Origin of the sequence: Citrobacter sp. wls615, assembly GCF_005281355.1 — a bacterium.
GTDB lineage: Bacteria > Pseudomonadota > Gammaproteobacteria > Enterobacterales > Enterobacteriaceae > Citrobacter > Citrobacter werkmanii.
The window spans coordinates 39,876-56,604 of the sequence record NZ_SZXM01000084.1 but is presented as its reverse complement, the minus strand read 5'-3'; the positions used below and the strand labels follow the sequence as shown (position 1 = coordinate 56,604).

Genomic DNA, 16,729 nt, shown 5'->3' with positions numbered 1-16,729 from the left:
TCTGGCGCGACTGGCCAGAGCGGGACAGACGTTATGCAATCATGCTGATGATCAACACGATTATCAGGCCCACCACGGAGTTCACCAGTTCCAGCAGACCCCAGGTTTTCAGCGTATCCTTCACCGACAGGTCAAAGTAGCCTTTGAACAGCCAGAACGAGGCATCGTTGATGTGGGTCAGGGTGTTGGAGCCTGCCGCCGTTGCCAGCACCAGTAGCGCCGGATCGACGCCCACCAGTTGACCGGTTGCCGGGTCGAGGATGGCTGCGCTGATAATTCCCGCCGCCGTCATGGCTGAGACCACGCCCTGGCCGGTTGCCAGACGAATCAGCACGGTTATCAACCACGCCATGATGTACGGAGAAATATTGCCGTGCGACATCAGCATACCGATGGTGTCGCCAATGCCGGTATCGATGATGGTCTGCTTCAGTACGCCGCCCGCGCCGATGATCAGGATCACCATCGCGATACTTTTCACCGCGTTTTCAAAGGCGTTCATGACCCATTGCATATCGTGACCACGCGCGGTACCAAACAGCACGAAGGCAACAATCATGGCGATGAACATCGCAATCGGTGAAGAGCCGAGGAAGTTGACCACTTCCCACGCTTGTGTCCCTTTTACCAGCCAGATATTGGCGATGGTGGTGGAGATCATGATGATCGCTGGGATCAGCGGCACCAGAATAGACACGCCGAATGACGGCAGATTGTTCTGGTCAACCGGGACGTCGGCTTTCATGAATGACGGCGTCGGACGATCGAGGTTGCCGAGGAATTTCGGCAGGATAAGCCCGGCGCAGATCACGCTCGGAATGGTCACCAGAATACCGTAGATGTAGACCATGCCCATGTCAGCGCCGTAGGCGTTAACCAGCGCCACCGGGCCAGGCTGCGGTGGGAACAGGGAGTGAGCGGTGGTCGCGGCGGCAACGGCGGGAATCGCCAGCTTGAGGAAGGGGATCTTCGCTTCCGCAGCAATGACGATCACCAGCGGCGCCAGCATAATAAACGCCACTTCATAGAACATCGCCAGACCGAAGATCAGACCAATAATGATCACCGACAGCTGCACATAGCGCAGGCCGAGGCGCGCCAGTAGCGTATGGGCAATCTGATGCGCCGCCCCGGAATCAACCATCAGCTTACCGATGACCGCCCCGAACACCACGATAATCGCCAGCTCTCCCAGCGTACTGCCGAAACCGGATTTCATGGTGTGCAGCAGCTCCATTAAATCCATACCCGCCAGCATACCGACCGAGAGCGCCGCCAGCAGCAGGGCGACCATCGAGTTTATTTTGAATCTTAGATTAAGTACCAGCATCAGACCGATGCCAAATACGACCCACAGAATATTGAGAACGTGCATAAAACGTCTACCTTCTTTTGGTTGAACCATTATGATTTTGGTTGAGATGTTACATATATTGGTTAACCATTGATGCGATAGATGTCACATTGCGTTACATGTTTACATATTTACCGTGTGTTTTTGCGCCATACATAGGATTTCAACGCCTTTCAGTGTGATTTGGTTAACCAATTTTGTCGTTTAGGTTGACATGTAATACCAAAAGGAGGAATTTATGCGCCATATCGTCGAGTCCATAATGTAAACGAGGAATAAAACATGGAACAGACATGGCGCTGGTATGGCCCTAACGATCCGGTCACCTTAGCGGATGTGCGTCAGGCGGGTGCCACGGGCGTTGTCACCGCCTTGCACCATATCCCGAACGGGGAAGTGTGGACGGTTGATGAGATCCTAAAGCGCAAAGCGATTGTTGAGCAGGCGGGCCTGGTCTGGTCGGTCGTCGAAAGTGTGCCGATCCACGAAGACATTAAAACCCGTTCTGGCAACTATCAACAGTGGATCGCCAATTACCAGCAGAGCCTGCGTAACCTGGCCCAGTGCGGCATTCGCACGGTGTGCTACAACTTTATGCCGGTTCTCGACTGGACCCGTACCGATCTGGAATACGTCCTGCCGGACGGCTCCAAAGCGTTGCGCTTTGACCAGATTGAATTTGCCGCCTTCGAGCTGCATATCCTCAAACGTCCGGGCGCGGAAGCAGACTACACCGCCGAAGAGATTGCTCAGGCCAATGAACGCTTCACCACCATGAGCGAGGAAGACAAAGCGCGTCTGACCCGCAACATCATCGCCGGTCTGCCTGGTGCGGAAGAAGGCTATACCCTCGATCAGTTCCGTCAGCATCTTGAGCGTTACAAAGATATCGATAAAGCCGCGCTGCGCGAGAATTTTGCCGTCTTCCTGAAAGCGATCATTCCGGTGGCAGAAGAAGTGGGTGTGCGTATGGCGGTACACCCGGACGATCCGCCGCGCCCGATCCTCGGCCTGCCGCGTATTGTTTCCACCGTGGAAGATATGCAGTGGATGGTAGATACGGTCAGCAGCATGGCGAACGGTTTTACCATGTGCACTGGCTCCTACGGTGTCCGTGCGGACAACGATCTGGTTGACATGATCAAACAGTTTGGTCCGCGCATTTACTTCACCCATTTGCGCTCCACGCTACGTGAAGATAACCCGAAAACCTTCCATGAAGCGGCGCATCTTAACGGCGACGTTGACATGTACGAAGTGGTGAAAGCGATCGTCGAAGAAGAGCAACGTCGTAAAGCCGAGGGCAAAGAAGATCTGATCCCGATGCGACCGGATCACGGTCACCAGATGCTTGATGATCTGAAAAAGAAAACCAACCCCGGCTACTCCGCGATTGGTCGCCTGAAGGGGCTGGCGGAAGTACGCGGTGTTGAAATGGCTATCCAGCGCGCTTTCTTCAGCCGTTAAAGCAGATTTGCTGGTCACCTGTCTGACCGGCTTTTTCCTTTTCTCTTCCGTTGGTATTCCAACGGCTTCTGGAGTTCACGATGACAACGACAATTGCCAGTAGCAACCTGCCGGTTGCGCGTCCGGCGTGGGACAGTTCTCGCCTGCAATCCCGTATTGTTCACCTGGGATGCGGTGCTTTTCACCGCGCGCATCAGGCGCTGTACACCCACCATCTCTTAGAAACCACCGACAGCGATTGGGGTATCTGTGAAGTTAACCTGATGCCGGGTAACGACTGCGTACTGATTGAAAATCTGCGCAAGCAGCAACTGCTGTATACCGTGGCGGAAAAGGGCGCGGACAACATCGTGCTGAAAGTGATTGGCTCGATGAAAGAAGCGCTGCACCCGGATCTTGACGGTTGCGACGGTATTTTACAGGCCATGGCGCGCCCGCAGACGGCGATTGTCTCGCTGACGGTCACGGAAAAAGGGTACTGCACCGACGCTGCCAGCGGCCAGTTAGATCTCAATAACCCACTGATTAAGCACGATCTGGCGAACCCAACCGCGCCGAAATCGGCGATTGGGTACATCGTACAGGCGTTGCATCTGCGTCGCGAGCAGGGGCTGGCGGCCTTTACCGTGATGTCCTGCGATAACGTGCGTGAAAATGGTCATGTGGCGAAAGTCGCGGTGCTGGGCCTGGCGCAGGCGCGCGACCCGCAGTTAGCGGAGTGGATTGCAGCTAACGCCACCTTCCCATGCACCATGGTAGACCGCATTGTGCCGGCAGCGACGCCAGAAACGTTGCAGGAAATTGCCGACCAGCTGGGCGTTTACGATCCGTGTGCTATCGCCTGTGAGCCGTTCCGTCAGTGGGTGATTGAAGACAATTTCGTCAACGGTCGTCCGGACTGGGATAAAGTCGGCGCGCAATTCGTTGCCGATGTGGTGCCGTTTGAAATGATGAAATTGCGCATGCTTAACGGTAGCCACTCTTTCCTCGCGTATCTGGGCTATCTTGGTGGGTATGAAACCATCGCAGATACCATGACGAATCCCGCGTACCGCAAAGCGGCGTTTGCACTGATGATGCAGGAACAGGCGCCGACGCTGGCGATGCCGGAAGGCACCGATCTCAACGCCTACGCGACGCTGCTGATCGAGCGTTTTAGCAACCCGTCTCTGCGCCACCGCACCTGGCAGATTGCGATGGATGGCAGCCAGAAACTGCCGCAGCGCCTGCTGGATCCGGTACGTATGCATTTGCAAAACGGCAGCGACTGGCGTCACCTGGCGCTTGGCGTCGCGGGCTGGATGCGTTATACCCACGGCGTGGATGAGCAGGGGCAGGCCATTGATGTTGTTGACCCAATGCTGGCTGAATTCCAGCGTATTAACCAACAGTACCAGGGGGCTGAACGCGTGACGGCGCTGCTGGGGCTGAGCGGTATTTTTGGCCATGATTTGGCGGAAAACGCCGACTTTGTTGAGACGATTATCGCCATGTATCAACAACTGTGTGAGCTGGGCGCGCGTGAGTGTGTTGCCGCGCTAAGCGCTGACGCTTAATTCCCCGAACTATGACGGGTCAATCAAAATACTGATTTGGTTGACCCGTTTTCTGTTTTTGACTTGCCGCAAATGCTATAGTTCGATACCTATTCACCGTATCTGATTACACGCTTCTGACGGACATAACACGATGAAATCGAACACTTCTCAACAAAGACCCTACCAGGAAGTGGGTGCCATGATCCGCGATCTGATTGTCCAGACGCCGTACCAGCCCGGTGAGCGTTTACCGCCGGAGCGTGAAATTGCTGAGATGCTTAATGTCACTCGCACGGTGGTACGCGAAGCATTAATCATGCTGGAAATTAAAGGACTGGTGGACGTGCGTCGCGGTGCCGGAATCTACGTGCTCGACAATGCGGATGCGCAGAGTATCGACAGTACCGATGCAAATCACTGCAACGATGCCGGTCCGTTTGAACTGCTGCAGGCACGCCAGTTGCTGGAAAGCAACATCGCTGAATTTGCCGCGCTGCAGGCCACTCGCGAAGACATCGTCAAAATGCGTCAGGCGTTGCAACTGGAAGAGCGTGAGCTGGCCTCCAGCGAACCGAATGGATCAGAAAGCGGTGACATGCAGTTTCATCTGGCGATTGCTGAAGCCACGCATAACAGCATGCTGGTGGAGTTATTTCGCCAGTCATGGCAGTGGCGTGAGAACAACCCGATGTGGATCCAGCTTCATAGCCACCTCGATGATACTCATTACCGTAAAGAGTGGATGGTCGACCACAAGCAGATCCTGGCGGCGTTAATTAAAAAGGACGCCCGCGCGGCGAAGCTGGCAATGTGGCAGCATCTGGAAAACGTCAAACAACGGCTGTTGGAATTTTCAAATGTCGATGATATCGACTTTGATGGCTATCTGTTCGAGTCCTGGCCGCTGGATAAAGTTAACGCCTGATTTTGCTTCTTCAGCCACACGGACAGCTTCGGTCCGTGTGGTACTTTCCCTCGTGATTATTCCCCTTTTATCGTGCTGAATTGGACATAAAAAATTTTGTCTGGCGCCTCAGCCGGGATTTTTTCGCCATCTTTACACGACGTAAATTGATTTATATCAATTAAAAACAACTTAATTTTGCATGCGAAAAAATGGGTTATTTACCTTATTTTTACCTTTTCGTGCTTATTTTTAGACAAAACAGGTCAGCATTAAGTGAGAATCAAAGTGATTCCGGCAGTGGTTTGGGTAGAACCGCTTTGCATAACAGTACATAAAAACAAGCAGTTCGCATAAAAGTAGACATTAATAACGGTATGTAACTTATTGGCTGCAATGATGTTTTGATTGAGTGTAATAATTCGTGTCAATGCTCATGCGTTTTTAATCAAATGAATAAAAATGAATATATGTAAAGTTAAAATTACACATTATTCTATAAACAAGTTATCTTTCACTTGAAATATCGTTCCATTTTACCTCGCTTTATTAACAGTTTTATTACGATTGTGAATGTTTTTTACCGTTGACATGTTTTTACACTGACTGCATATTTCATCGCCATAAGCGTCTTATTGCGTTCAGGAGATGATGACGATGCCTTCTCGAGATTATCCCGATATCCGAAAAGCCAGGGGTACCCGATCTAAAGATATGGTTCTTTTAAGTGCCCGTGTTGATAATTCTCTGTGGGAATATGTCCGAACGCTGGCATTTGAAACGCGAAAAAGTAAACAAGATATTATCGCTGAGGCGTTAATGCTACATCGCTCTATTAACCAGGGCGAGAATCAAGAGTAAACCTGGCTGACCTTATTCCGGATTTTGAATGAAATCTGAGTAGTGAATTATTTATTGCCACTTCATTATTGCCTTTATTGGTGTGTTTTTGATTTCTCCCCTTGGTATTCAGGGGGCTTTTTTATGAGGACTTTCTGCCTTCATAACAAAGTTGATAGCAAAATTCACAATTAAAAGTGAGTAAAAATATGAAAAAGTCAGCAGTGGTATTAGCAGTGATGGCATTAGGCATCACTTCCGCTCATGCAGCGGAAATTTATAATAAAGATGGCAACAAACTTGATTTGTACGGCAAAGTGAAAGCGGTCCACTCCTGGACTGACGGCACCGATGCTGACGGCACCTACGCACGTCTGGGTTTTCGCGGTGAGACTCAAATCAACGATCAACTGACTGGCTATGGTCAGTTTGAAAGTCAGTTTGATGCCGCTAAAGCAGAAGGTTCTCAGAATGGTGTTAATACACGTCTGGCGTTTGCTGGTCTGGATTATGGCCATGACGTTAGCTTTGACTACGGTCGTAACTACGGTATCGCTTACGACGTGGGAGCTTACACTGACACTCTTTCAGAGTTCGGCGGTGACTCCTATGAAAATACTGACCGCTTCCTTACTACACGCACTTCTGGCGTTGCAACACTCCGCACCAAAAATCTGTTTGGTGCCGTTGATGGCCTGAGCCTTGGCGCGCAATATCAGGGTCAGGATGATACCGATAAGGATCCAACGAAACAGCATGGCAATGGCTACGGCTTCTCCCTGGGCTACGATAATATCGCCGATTCCGGCGTGTCTGCGATTGCGGCCTACACCACCAGTTCAGTGACTGCTCAGCAGAAACAGAATGGTTGGGATGGCGAAAACGCAGAGTTCTGGGGTGCTGGCCTGAAGTATGATGCTAACGCCATCTACGTAGCGACGATGTATGGTGAGTCCCACAACCTGATTCAGGATGCGGACAAAGCTGAGCACTTTGAAGCAATGGCTGCGTATGTGTTTGATTTTGGTCTGCGTCCGAACGTGGCTTATGTCCATACGCGTGACAACAATAATAATGACCTGACCGAATATGTGGCGCTGGGTACGGACTACTACTTCAACAAAAATATGGTTGCTGATGTAGGTTATAAAATTAACCTGCTTGATGGCGCTGACGGCGACAACCAGGTTGTTGCGGGTCTGACCTATCAGTTCTAATTTGTTGTGATAATATGTAAAAGGCGTCTTTTGTAAGACGCCTTTTTTACATCTGCCTGCTTTTAATGGATCAAATTAAACCGATCAGGATTATTAAAGTGGGCGATTTTTTTAAACCAGAATATATGTGTTTTCTGAAGATGGTGTTGATGTTGAATTAACATGTCCATTTTTACGCATTTTAAAGTGAGTTTATAAATTTCCTGATGAGTATATTGTTGGTTATTTATGCATTTATTAAATGTTGACATTAAATAACGGACTAGTTTGAATAGACCTGGTAATGAATTTATACCCTTTTAGGGTTAGCGAATCGCTGTTTATATCATTGCGTGAGACTGATAATCGCAGCAAAAAACAACGCAACGGCACCACACAGCGTGGCGCTAATGATGGCCTGAGCGCCGCTTCCCAGCAGATTAATATTGCGCGGCACGCTAAGTTGACGGGCGAGCGGCATCACCAGCAAGGTGGTCCCCTTAAAGATTCGCCAGCGTCAGCAGGGAAGGTATTTGCGACAGCAGATATAACAGCAGCCCAATAGAACCGCCGACCAGCGTGCCGTTGACGCGGATAAACTGCAAATCTTTGCCAATGTTTAGCTCAATTTGCTGTGACATATCGCGCGCATCCCAGCTTTTCACCGTGTCGCTAATGTGGCGCGTCAGGAAGGCGGCGAACTCCGGCGCAACCTTATGCGCGGCCTGCTCCAGATGCCCATTCAATGAAGCGCGCAGGGCGCTGTCGGCAACCAGCGTTTCACCGAACCACTGCCCGGCATTGGCAATGCGCTGCTTCACGCGAGAATCCTCGGTGTTGATGTCGGTTTTCAGCCACTGACGCAGGTCTGCCCACAGCTCGCCGAGATAACGGTTGAAGGCTTCGTCTTCTTTCAGATAGCTTTTGATGCTTTCCGCTCGCACGGCCATTTCCGGATCGTGTTTGAGCTTATCGATGAGCTTAAACGTCGCGCGATCGAAGGCGTGGCGGATCTGATGGGCGCGATCGTGGCTGATGTCATCCAGCAAGGAGTTTACGGCGTCAGAAACCAGCTCGGCGCTGTGCTCGCCCAGCCATTCGGTCGGCAGGATCTTCGCTTTCAGCGGATGTTCGGTCTCCAGCCAGTGCACGATCTGCCGGGCGATAAACGCTCGCGAGCTGTCGCGTTGTAACAGAGAGATCAGTTGGGCGATCAGCGTGTCGAGCAGCACCTGATGGCGATTGTTTTTGGTCATGCTTTCCAGCATCAATGCGCTGGTTTCTGAGAGATCAACCTTATCGATGGCCTTGTGCACCGCCCGCTTGATCAGCCGCTGAATGCGCGCGTCGTCGGTCAGTTCGAGAAAACCGCTCATAATTTGCAGCAGGTGCTGGCCAATACGCCGGGCATTTTCCGGCTGGCTGAACCAGTTTCCGATCAATAGCGCCGGTTCATGGCGGCGGATCAGCGCAACCAGGGACTGAGTGTCGAGAAATTTTTCCTGCACAAACTGTCCGAGATTTTCCCCGATCCGATCCTTATTGCGTGGGATAATTGCAGTATGTTGCGAGATAAACGGGATCGGCACCCGGCGAAAAAGTGCCACCACGGCAAACCAGTCCGCCAGTGCGCCGACCATCGCCGCTTCAGCGATCGCTTTGATTCCGAGCACCCAGAAGTTAGGCGGCAGAAACAGCGTGATAACGAAAGTGGCGGCGGCAATCAGCAGCAATGAGAGCGCCAGTCGCTTGGCGCGTTTGAGTTCAGCAATTTTATTCATAGGCTTAAGAATAGAGCCAGACGACAGGATCGCGCAAAAAATGTGGTGCGGCCCCCATTTTTAGGCGGCCAGATCTTACTCCGGGATCCAGTTGTCCCAGGCGGGTAAGGGACCGAGTTCCGCTACCAGAAAATCGATAAACGATCGTACCTTGGGATTGCTGTACTTACTGGGAAAATAGAGCGCATACAGGGCGTGAGTTTCACAGGTAATCGTGCCGTCGAGCATCAACGGCGTTATCTCTTCTTTTTGAATATGATCGCCAATCAGGTAGGTCGGCAAGTACGCCACGCCCTGATCTTCCAGTACCGACTTCAGTAATACCAGACTGCTATTGGCCTGGATCGGCATATGGAGTTTGAGCTGATGCAGACGATCCTGTCCATCAGCCACTTTTAACACAGGCGTGAGCCCCGGATACACCAGGCAATCATGGCTGACCAGATCGCTTCGGCGCTGGGGCATGCCTTTTTTGGCAAGGTAGCCGGGTGAGGCGCAGTACGCCCAGCGGACAGGCACCAGCTTGCGCATGGCATAGTTCTGCGGCGGCGCGGTAGAAATGCGCAGAGCGATGTCAAAATCCGTTTCGTTCAGATTCACGAAGTTATCGTTGAGATCGATATACAAATTCACATCCGGGAACTGAGTGCGATATTTATCCACCAGGTTCACCAATCGGGAATAGCCAAACGCAATTGAGCAGGTTATCCGTAATTCACCCTGCGGGCTGTGGTAATAACCGGAAGTAGTATTCAGCGTTTCATCGAATTCTTTCAAAAGCTTATTCGCGCGGTTGAAGAGATATTGCCCGGCGTCGGTTAGGGTAATACTGCGGGTGGTGCGTTTAATTAACGTCGTCCTCAGCGTGTCTTCCATCGCGGCCAGGCTTTTACTGACCGCAGACGGCGAGACGTTGAGCTGCACCGCGGCTTCTGACAGCCCCCCGCAATCGACGATTTTCGTAAAAAATTCCAGATGCTTGAGTGAAATCGGCGTACTCATAATTTCCTTTAATTCACAAGTGATTTGCAAAAACGGTACGGCCAGGCCGTTACATTCGGCTTTTAAACATGCAACTATTGAATCACAGGCAACAACTTGCTGGCAAAATGAAAAAATAACAACTTAGGTGAGTTACGTCACAGAATAAAAGGAGGCGCAACGGAAACTCATCACATTGTGAATTTAATCTCATTAATTATTATTCTAAAGGTACCGATTATGTGGTCACGACTCGAACCCTATAGATCGTCGATTATTTTATTAGTTGCTCTGGTGATTGGCGGCTTATTAGGTATTTATGCCCCATCGTTGGCAAGTAAACTTCAACCGATAGGTCAGATATTCTTAAACCTGTTATTTATGATCATTGTGCCGCTGGTGGGAATCAGCGTTATGTCTTCGATCGCCAGTATGACCGACCTGAAAAGGCTGGGGCGCATTATGGCGATTATCTTTATTGTTTCGATCGCGATGGCCTTTATTCCGGCGGCCGGGATCGTCGCGCTGGCGCTCTGGTATAACCCGGCGCAGGGCGTCACTATCGATCTCTCGCAGTCCGTACAGGCGGGTAGCGGCAAGATGGATTTTGTGAGCATGATTACCACCAGCGACTTTATTGGACTGTTTTCTAAGTCCAATATCCTGGCGCTGATCGTGATGGCGATCATTGCGGGTGTGGCGATTGGCCAATCGGATCAGGCTGGGAAACGCATTGCCTCACTGCTGGAAGATGCCAACACGGTGATCATGAAGATCGTCTCAATCATCATGAAGGTTGCGCCGATTGGTCTGGGCTGCTACTTCGCCGCCACCATGGCCAGCCAGGACTCTGCTCTGTTGCTAACCTTTGCCCGCGCCATTGGCCTGTTTATGGTTGCTACGCTGGTCTACTTTGTTTTTGGCTCTATTCTCTATTCGTACATTGGCGGCGGTATTCCGGCGGTGAAAGCCTTTTGGCGTAATGCGATTGAACCCTCTGCGACCGCGCTGGGAACCTGTTCTTCGCTGGGCACGCTACCGGTGACGCTGCGCGCCGGTAAAGCGATGGGGATCAACCCGGAAATCGTTGATGTCTCCATTCCGCTGCTGGTAAACCTGAATAAAGGCGGTGTGGCGATGATAGCCGCACTGAAAATTGTCTTTATCTATTCCGTGCTGGGTATGGAGTTCACCACTGAAACCTTCTTCCTGACGATGCTGATTGCGGTGCTCTCCGCCATTATCGTCGGCGGCGTGCCGGGCGGGGCGTTCCTTGGCGAGATCTTTATCGTCACCACGTTGGGTCTGCCGATGGAAGCGATCCCGATGCTGGTGGTACTGGGCACCATTACCGATGCGCCGGCTACATTGATTAACGTGATCCATGATTTGAACGCGGCACAGATTGTCGAACGGTTCGCTGGAAAAAAGCAGACCAACACTGAAATAAACTCTACTGCTGCGGTGGTATAGGTTTTCACACGGATTAAGAACAGGAGAAGTTATGAAAGACTCTATGAAGCTTGAAACGCATCTGGTCGTTGCTGGTCGCGACAAACGCTATACCCAGGGAGCGGTGAATCCGGTGATCCAACGCGCCTCTTCACTGGTGTTCGATACCGTGAAGGATAAGAAATTTGCCACCGCCAACCGTGCCAACGGCGAATTGTTTTATGGTCGTCGCGGAACCTATACGCATTTTGCCTTCCAGAAAGCCATGAGTGAGCTGGAAGGTGGTGTCGGCTGCGCGCTGTATCCGTGTGGAGCAGCAGCGGTGACCAATGCGATTCTGGCGTTCGTCCAAAGCGGCGATCATATTTTGATGACGGGTGCGGCCTACGAGCCAACCCAGGATTTTTGCAATAAGATCCTGAGTAAATTTAATGTGGAAACAACGTATTACGATCCGTTAATTGGGGCTGGGATCGTTGATCTTCTGCGTCCGGAAACGAAAGTGGTGTTCCTCGAATCACCAAGTTCTATCACGATGGAAGTCCAGGATGTGCCGGGAATGGTGCAGGCTATCCGCGCGGTGAACCCGGAGATTGTCATTATGATCGACAATACCTGGGCGGCGGGCGTTCTCTTCAAGGCACTGGATTTCGGGGTGGATATTTCCATTCAGGCAGGAACCAAGTACACCATAGGTCATTCGGACGGCATGCTGGGAACGGCGGTGTCTAACGCCCGCTGCTGGGACCGTTTGCGTGAGAACTCCTATCTGATGGGGCAAACGCTGGATGCCGACACAGCCTACAACGGTAGCCGCGGATTACGTACGCTGGCGGTACGTCTGAAGCAGCATCATGAGAGCAGTATTCACATTGCCCGCTGGCTGTCGGCAAGGCCGGAAGTGGCGCGGGTAAATCATCCGGCATTAGCGGAATGTCCGGGACATGAGTATTTTCAACGTGATTTTGTCGGAAGTTCTGGCCTGTTCTCGTTTGTGCTGAAAAAGAGACTGACCGACGAGCAGATGGCGAATTTCCTCGATAACTTCTCGCTGTTCCATATGGCCTATTCGTGGGGCGGATTTGAGTCACTCATTCTGGCGAATCAACCGGAAGAGCTGAACAGTATTCGCCCGGCCGGAGAGGTTGATTTCAGCGGCACGCTGGTCAGGGTGCATATTGGTCTGGAAGATGTTGACGATCTGATTGCCGATCTGGAAGCGGGGTTTGCGCGCATCGCGTGAAGTAACACATTCGCTGCCGGATGGCGCTGATGCTTATCCGGCCTACGTAACCCAGTAGGCCGGATAAAACGCCTGTACGACATTTGTGATGACGCTATATTCACAATCAAATTAACTCACAAGTAGTCATTTGAGATCATTTTTTATCAAAAGTAATCTTTGTCACAATTTTCAGCATCCCTCCTGGGTAGCATAGCCACTGGTTTTAAGTGTTATGGCATATAAGGGATGATGAGTTATGAAGCTGAAAGATTTATTCTCAAGGACACCGACGGAACGCCGGCATTATGGCGTTGCCGTGTTAGTCGGTATCGTTTCTGGCGTACTTTCTGCATTTGTTAAGTGGGGAGCCGAAGTTCCGCTTCCACCCAGGACATTTTCTCTGGGAAGAAATGAGTTTAATCCCCCGTACCTTTTTCTCAGAGACTATTTAGGGATTGACCCCACGCAAACGGTCTATACCTTTTCTGAACATGTGATTAATCCGGTTATGGTCACGCACATCATATTTTCATTGGTGTTTGCGGTTGGGTATTGCGTTGCCGCTGAAATTTTTCCAAAAGTTAAACTTTGGCAGGGGGTACTGGCAGGTTTAATCGTGACGGTGGCGGTTCATGGCATTTTCATTCCCGCACTTCATCTTTCGCCGCCCTTGTCTCAGCTACCATTTGATGAATATGTGTCGGAAATTATTGGGCATATTTTCTGGTTTTGGGTCATTGAAATGATTCGCCGCGATCTGCGTAATCGGATCACGCATGAACCCGATGCGGAAGTTTCGCTATCTCTCGCCAGATGATTAAAAGTTGATGCACTATGATGGATTGCCCCCGACCGCTAAACACAAAACCAGTGTTCGCGAATGGGGGCGGTTCATAGGAGGTTAACTCTCTGTGACTAACGCGGTGGCCTCATGCTGACGTACGCGCTTCAGTAAGCCTGCCAGCGTGAACACGACGGCAATACCTGCCACCACCGCCAGCAGATGAAACGAAATCCTGCCGCCGTTAAACCATAACCAACGCCCAATTTCGACAGAAACCGCCATCACCGTCAGGATCACCATATTCAACGATGCGGAAACCGTACCCTTCGGTAAGTTGTTGGAAAACAGCGTAAAGCGGAATAACGTTGGGAAGATCATCCCAATGCCAAACGCATACAGGCTGGTCCCCAGCACTGACCACAACCACACGTGCGGCCACAGTAAATTGCCAGCAATCAGTACCGCCAGCCCGCTCAACTGAATGGGCACCGCTCGCCAGATAAAGCGTGGCCGGGTCGGATCCTTCACAAAGCGCACGACCACCATATTGGCGACGATCACCGCGCCAAATACCGGTGCTTGCGCCCAGGCAAACTGGGATGTGGTCATGCCGCCAGCATCAATGAGGATCACCGGTGAGACTGCCACCCAACTCATCATCGGGATATAGCTCAACGACAGCGTGGCAGCGCCAAACAGGAATACCCGGTTGCGGAAAACGTCGCGAAAATCACGCACTACGCTGCGCGCACTGAACGGCACCGCGCCACGCTGGACGGTTTCTGGCATCGCTAACGTGAGTCCAATGAGTGCGATAAGCCCCATGACGGCGATAATAGCAAACAAGATCTTCCAGTGTACAAAGTGCATCAGCGCCGCTCCTGAGAGCGGGCCGATAACCGGTGCCACCAGCACAATAGAGGTGATTACCGCCATTAGCTTGATGGCTTTTGTTTGCCCAAATGCCTCCTGTACCGTGACATAGCCGACGGTGGCGATAAAACAGATGCTGGTGCCCTGCACAAAACGGGCGGCCAGAAATTGCGTCATCGAGGTGGTGAACAATGTGGCGGCGCAGGCGAGCGTAAAAATTAGCGCTCCCGCAATCAGTACCGGACGGCGGCCAATCCGATCGGAAAGCGGTCCTAACAACCATTGCAGCGCCATACCACCCGCCAGATAGAGGCTGACCGCCGCGGGCGCCAGGCTGACGTCGGCGTTGAAATCGCGTACGACATTAATGATGCCGGGCTGAATCAAGTCCGTCGACAGATAGGCGGCGAAATCATACAAAATCAACGCAATAGGAAAAAATAGCGTCGTAGCGCGTTGGGAGAAAAACGCGAGAATCCGTTGCATAAAACAGCTCCTTGTCGGGAGAAAACCCTCAACGGGAATAGCGAAATTCAATACCGTCTTTGAGACGTCAGACCGATGACAGAATAAAAGCAGACTGCAAATGTACTGAATTTCATGTAATCAAAAACGCTGTCTGCGTGAAGCGCAAACAGGAAAAACGCTCACTAACGCGGGGTCAGAAAGCGTAACGATTACAGGTAACAATCAGCACATCGCACCTCAGGAAGAGTAAGTTGAACGGGTAGTGACCATCCGCAGTGTAATGCGGATTGGATATTAATTAAACGAGTTTATCCGGTTTATTTGCAGAAAATCGCCACGTTAATCAGAGTACGATGCTCTGCAAAAAACGCAGCGCGATGGCACAACCGAAGATGACCAATACGCCGCCGGCGATACGTTCTACCCACACTATCCCGCTGGTTAACCGTCGCTGGATCTGCGGTAAACCGATGAACATCACGATCAGCAAATCCCAGAACAGCACCACGCTGGTCATCCATATCCCGCTCACGCTTTGTTGTAGCAACGTCACCGACGGGCCGAGCAGAGCGGTCATTAGCGCCAGATAAAACAACGCATTTTTCGGGTTGAGTAGTGACGAAGCTAACCCCAGCAGCAACTGTTTGCCAAACCCTGGACAGGTAGACTGGGCGTCTGCTCCGGTCAGCGTTTGCGGGCGGCTGCGTATCAACAGGCTGCCAATCCACAATAAATAGAGCGCGCCTAACAGCTCAATAACCGTAAACAGCAGAGGAAGCTGGCGCAGGATCCCCCAACCGATAATCGCCAGCATGATATACAGCCCGTTGCCGAGGGCGATCCCCACGCACAGCCCGGCGCTGCCGCGCATCCGGTAACGTACGGCATAGCCGACCAGTAAAAAGAAGTCCGGCCCCGGGCTGAGGAGTGCGACAAAATGCGCCAGCGCCAGCGCGGGAAAAGCAGAAGGGAAAAGTAAGGAAAGCAGCGACATAATGACCTCAGAGAAGGAATCCGAGTTCACCCTACGCCTGACGCCGCGCTAATTATTGTCTGATATTGATCGTCCTGATGCGTATTGACGCGGTGTGGCCGCGGTGTAGCGCACAAAGGTGCGATGGAAATGGCTCTGGTCGGCAAACCCGCTCTGGTAGCCGGCATCCGCAATTTCGTCCCCTGCACGCAACCGCTGGCGGGCATAGTTAACTCTCAGGATATTCAGATAACTCCCCGGCGTCAGGCCGGTGTCCTGCTTAAAGTTACGGATCAGCGTCTCTTTACGCATGCGGCATTCATACGCCAGCTCGTCCAGCGAGGGAGGCGCAAGCAAACTGGACTGCAGCCGTTCACGCAGATACGTGCTGGCTGGGCTAAGGTGTTCCGTTTTTACTGATTGCAACGGCAGCGAGCGCAGCAGTGCCTGCGCGGCATCGGTTATCTGTGTCGTTTGTTGCCGCTGCATGAGCGCCACGAGGCGTAAATAACGCTGGAATAATTGCGGATCGCGGATAACGGGATTGCGTGGGTAAAGTTGCTGATTGCTGCTCAGCGCAGGCAGATGGTTCAGGCACCACTGGGCATCAAGATAGAGCATATGGTAACTGCGAAACCGCCCATTAACGGGGTTACAGCTGTGAGGTGCCAGCGATGGGATCACAATGAGATCGCCTGAGCTCAGGAGGTATTCTTTGCCATCACACTGGCAGCAAGTCTCACCCTCAAGAATAGCCCCAATCGAGAGCTGAGAATGATGATGACGTTTATAGGCTTGATGACTACGCCAGGTGCTGCGCAGCTCCAGCCACGGCAACTGCTCATCACGCCAGAACGATTGTGGAATATCCCGGGTATGCGTCACATCGTGCT

The 16,729-nt window shown here is 51.7% G+C and carries 14 protein-coding genes and 1 pseudogene; 8 read left to right on the top strand and 7 right to left on the bottom strand.

The genetic code is table 11. From position 1 onward, the window contains the following. Positions 1–31 precede the first annotated feature (31 nt). Complete coding sequence (gene gntP / locus FDX04_RS20925; protein WP_038636883.1) at positions 32–1,375, bottom strand: gluconate permease GntP; 1,344 nt, start codon at positions 1,373–1,375, stop codon at positions 32–34. Positions 1,376–1,636: 261 nt separating this feature from the next. On the opposite strand from gntP, the gene uxuA reads away from it, so the two are divergent. From uxuA to FDX04_RS20900, 5 genes are all read left to right on the top strand, one after another. Next, on the top strand, positions 1,637–2,821 hold the full coding sequence (gene uxuA, locus FDX04_RS20920) for a mannonate dehydratase (protein ID WP_137361735.1): 1,185 nt from the start codon (positions 1,637–1,639) through the stop codon (positions 2,819–2,821). An 80-nt stretch (positions 2,822–2,901) separates the two neighbouring features. Next, positions 2,902–4,377 (top strand): fructuronate reductase, encoded by a 1,476-nt coding sequence (locus tag FDX04_RS20915; protein ID WP_137371427.1) that lies wholly within the window; start codon positions 2,902–2,904, stop codon positions 4,375–4,377. Positions 4,378–4,510: 133 nt separating this feature from the next. Beyond that, positions 4,511–5,284, top strand: coding sequence for a Uxu operon transcriptional regulator (gene uxuR / locus FDX04_RS20910; protein ID WP_137361737.1), 774 nt, complete (start codon positions 4,511–4,513; stop codon positions 5,282–5,284). A gap of 636 nt (positions 5,285–5,920) precedes the next feature. Further along, positions 5,921–6,124, top strand: a complete 204-nt coding sequence (locus FDX04_RS20905; RefSeq protein ID WP_042312608.1) for a hypothetical protein — start codon at positions 5,921–5,923, stop codon at positions 6,122–6,124. Positions 6,125–6,312: 188 nt separating this feature from the next. Then, on the top strand, positions 6,313–7,320 hold the full coding sequence (locus FDX04_RS20900) for a porin (protein WP_069324131.1): 1,008 nt from the start codon (positions 6,313–6,315) through the stop codon (positions 7,318–7,320). A 325-nt stretch (positions 7,321–7,645) separates the two neighbouring features. On the opposite strand, the pseudogene FDX04_RS20895 reads toward FDX04_RS20900, so the two are convergent. The 3 genes and pseudogenes from FDX04_RS20895 to FDX04_RS20885 all read right to left on the bottom strand — a co-directional run. Further along, positions 7,646–7,804: pseudogene (locus FDX04_RS20895) on the bottom strand (MFS transporter); the annotation flags it as partial. Next, entirely contained in the window at positions 7,800–9,080 is a 1,281-nt protein-coding gene (locus tag FDX04_RS20890; protein ID WP_137371426.1) for a DUF445 domain-containing protein, read from the bottom strand. The pseudogene FDX04_RS20895 and the gene FDX04_RS20890, both read right to left, overlap by 5 nt. 75 nt (positions 9,081–9,155) lie before the next feature. After that, the gene (locus FDX04_RS20885; protein ID WP_137361739.1) at positions 9,156–10,082 is read right to left on the bottom strand and encodes a LysR family transcriptional regulator; all 927 of its coding nucleotides are present in this window, start codon (positions 10,080–10,082) and stop codon (positions 9,156–9,158) included. A 219-nt stretch (positions 10,083–10,301) separates the two neighbouring features. Between FDX04_RS20885 and FDX04_RS20880 the strand changes: the two genes are divergently transcribed. From FDX04_RS20880 to FDX04_RS20870, 3 genes are all read left to right on the top strand, one after another. Continuing rightward, complete coding sequence (locus FDX04_RS20880) at positions 10,302–11,534, top strand: dicarboxylate/amino acid:cation symporter (RefSeq protein ID WP_079225569.1); 1,233 nt, start codon at positions 10,302–10,304, stop codon at positions 11,532–11,534. 31 nt (positions 11,535–11,565) lie between these two features. Continuing rightward, positions 11,566–12,756: a cystathionine beta-lyase gene (gene metC / locus FDX04_RS20875; RefSeq protein WP_137371425.1), complete on the top strand. Its 1,191-nt coding sequence runs from the start codon at positions 11,566–11,568 to the stop codon at positions 12,754–12,756. A 238-nt stretch (positions 12,757–12,994) separates the two neighbouring features. After that, positions 12,995–13,555, top strand: a complete 561-nt coding sequence (locus FDX04_RS20870; protein WP_042312593.1) for a DUF1440 domain-containing protein — start codon at positions 12,995–12,997, stop codon at positions 13,553–13,555. An 84-nt stretch (positions 13,556–13,639) separates the two neighbouring features. Here the strand turns inward: FDX04_RS20870 and mdtM are convergent, their stop codons facing one another. From mdtM to FDX04_RS20855, 3 genes are all read right to left on the bottom strand, one after another. Then, on the bottom strand, positions 13,640–14,881 hold the full coding sequence (gene mdtM / locus FDX04_RS20865; RefSeq protein ID WP_137371424.1) for a multidrug efflux MFS transporter MdtM: 1,242 nt from the start codon (positions 14,879–14,881) through the stop codon (positions 13,640–13,642). A gap of 325 nt (positions 14,882–15,206) precedes the next feature. Then, complete coding sequence (locus tag FDX04_RS20860) at positions 15,207–15,857, bottom strand: LysE family translocator (protein WP_042312589.1); 651 nt, start codon at positions 15,855–15,857, stop codon at positions 15,207–15,209. A 48-nt stretch (positions 15,858–15,905) separates the two neighbouring features. Beyond that, the gene (locus tag FDX04_RS20855) at positions 15,906–16,721 is read right to left on the bottom strand and encodes an AraC family transcriptional regulator (RefSeq protein ID WP_137371423.1); all 816 of its coding nucleotides are present in this window, start codon (positions 16,719–16,721) and stop codon (positions 15,906–15,908) included. Positions 16,722–16,729 lie beyond the last annotated feature (8 nt).

Coding starts and splice junctions, on each gene's coding strand:
- mdtM (WP_137371424.1), bottom strand. CDS start 14,881: ATGCAACGGATTCTCGCGTTTTTCTCCCAACGCGCTACGACGCTATTT.
- FDX04_RS20905 (WP_042312608.1), top strand. CDS start 5,921: ATGCCTTCTCGAGATTATCCCGATATCCGAAAAGCCAGGGGTACCCGA.
- uxuA (WP_137361735.1), top strand. CDS start 1,637: ATGGAACAGACATGGCGCTGGTATGGCCCTAACGATCCGGTCACCTTA.
- uxuR (WP_137361737.1), top strand. CDS start 4,511: ATGAAATCGAACACTTCTCAACAAAGACCCTACCAGGAAGTGGGTGCC.
- gntP (WP_038636883.1), bottom strand. CDS start 1,375: ATGCACGTTCTCAATATTCTGTGGGTCGTATTTGGCATCGGTCTGATG.
- FDX04_RS20880 (WP_079225569.1), top strand. CDS start 10,302: ATGTGGTCACGACTCGAACCCTATAGATCGTCGATTATTTTATTAGTT.
- FDX04_RS20885 (WP_137361739.1), bottom strand. CDS start 10,082: ATGAGTACGCCGATTTCACTCAAGCATCTGGAATTTTTTACGAAAATC.
- metC (WP_137371425.1), top strand. CDS start 11,566: ATGAAAGACTCTATGAAGCTTGAAACGCATCTGGTCGTTGCTGGTCGC.
- FDX04_RS20915 (WP_137371427.1), top strand. CDS start 2,902: ATGACAACGACAATTGCCAGTAGCAACCTGCCGGTTGCGCGTCCGGCG.
- FDX04_RS20900 (WP_069324131.1), top strand. CDS start 6,313: ATGAAAAAGTCAGCAGTGGTATTAGCAGTGATGGCATTAGGCATCACT.
- FDX04_RS20890 (WP_137371426.1), bottom strand. CDS start 9,080: ATGAATAAAATTGCTGAACTCAAACGCGCCAAGCGACTGGCGCTCTCA.
- FDX04_RS20860 (WP_042312589.1), bottom strand. CDS start 15,857: ATGTCGCTGCTTTCCTTACTTTTCCCTTCTGCTTTTCCCGCGCTGGCG.
- FDX04_RS20870 (WP_042312593.1), top strand. CDS start 12,995: ATGAAGCTGAAAGATTTATTCTCAAGGACACCGACGGAACGCCGGCAT.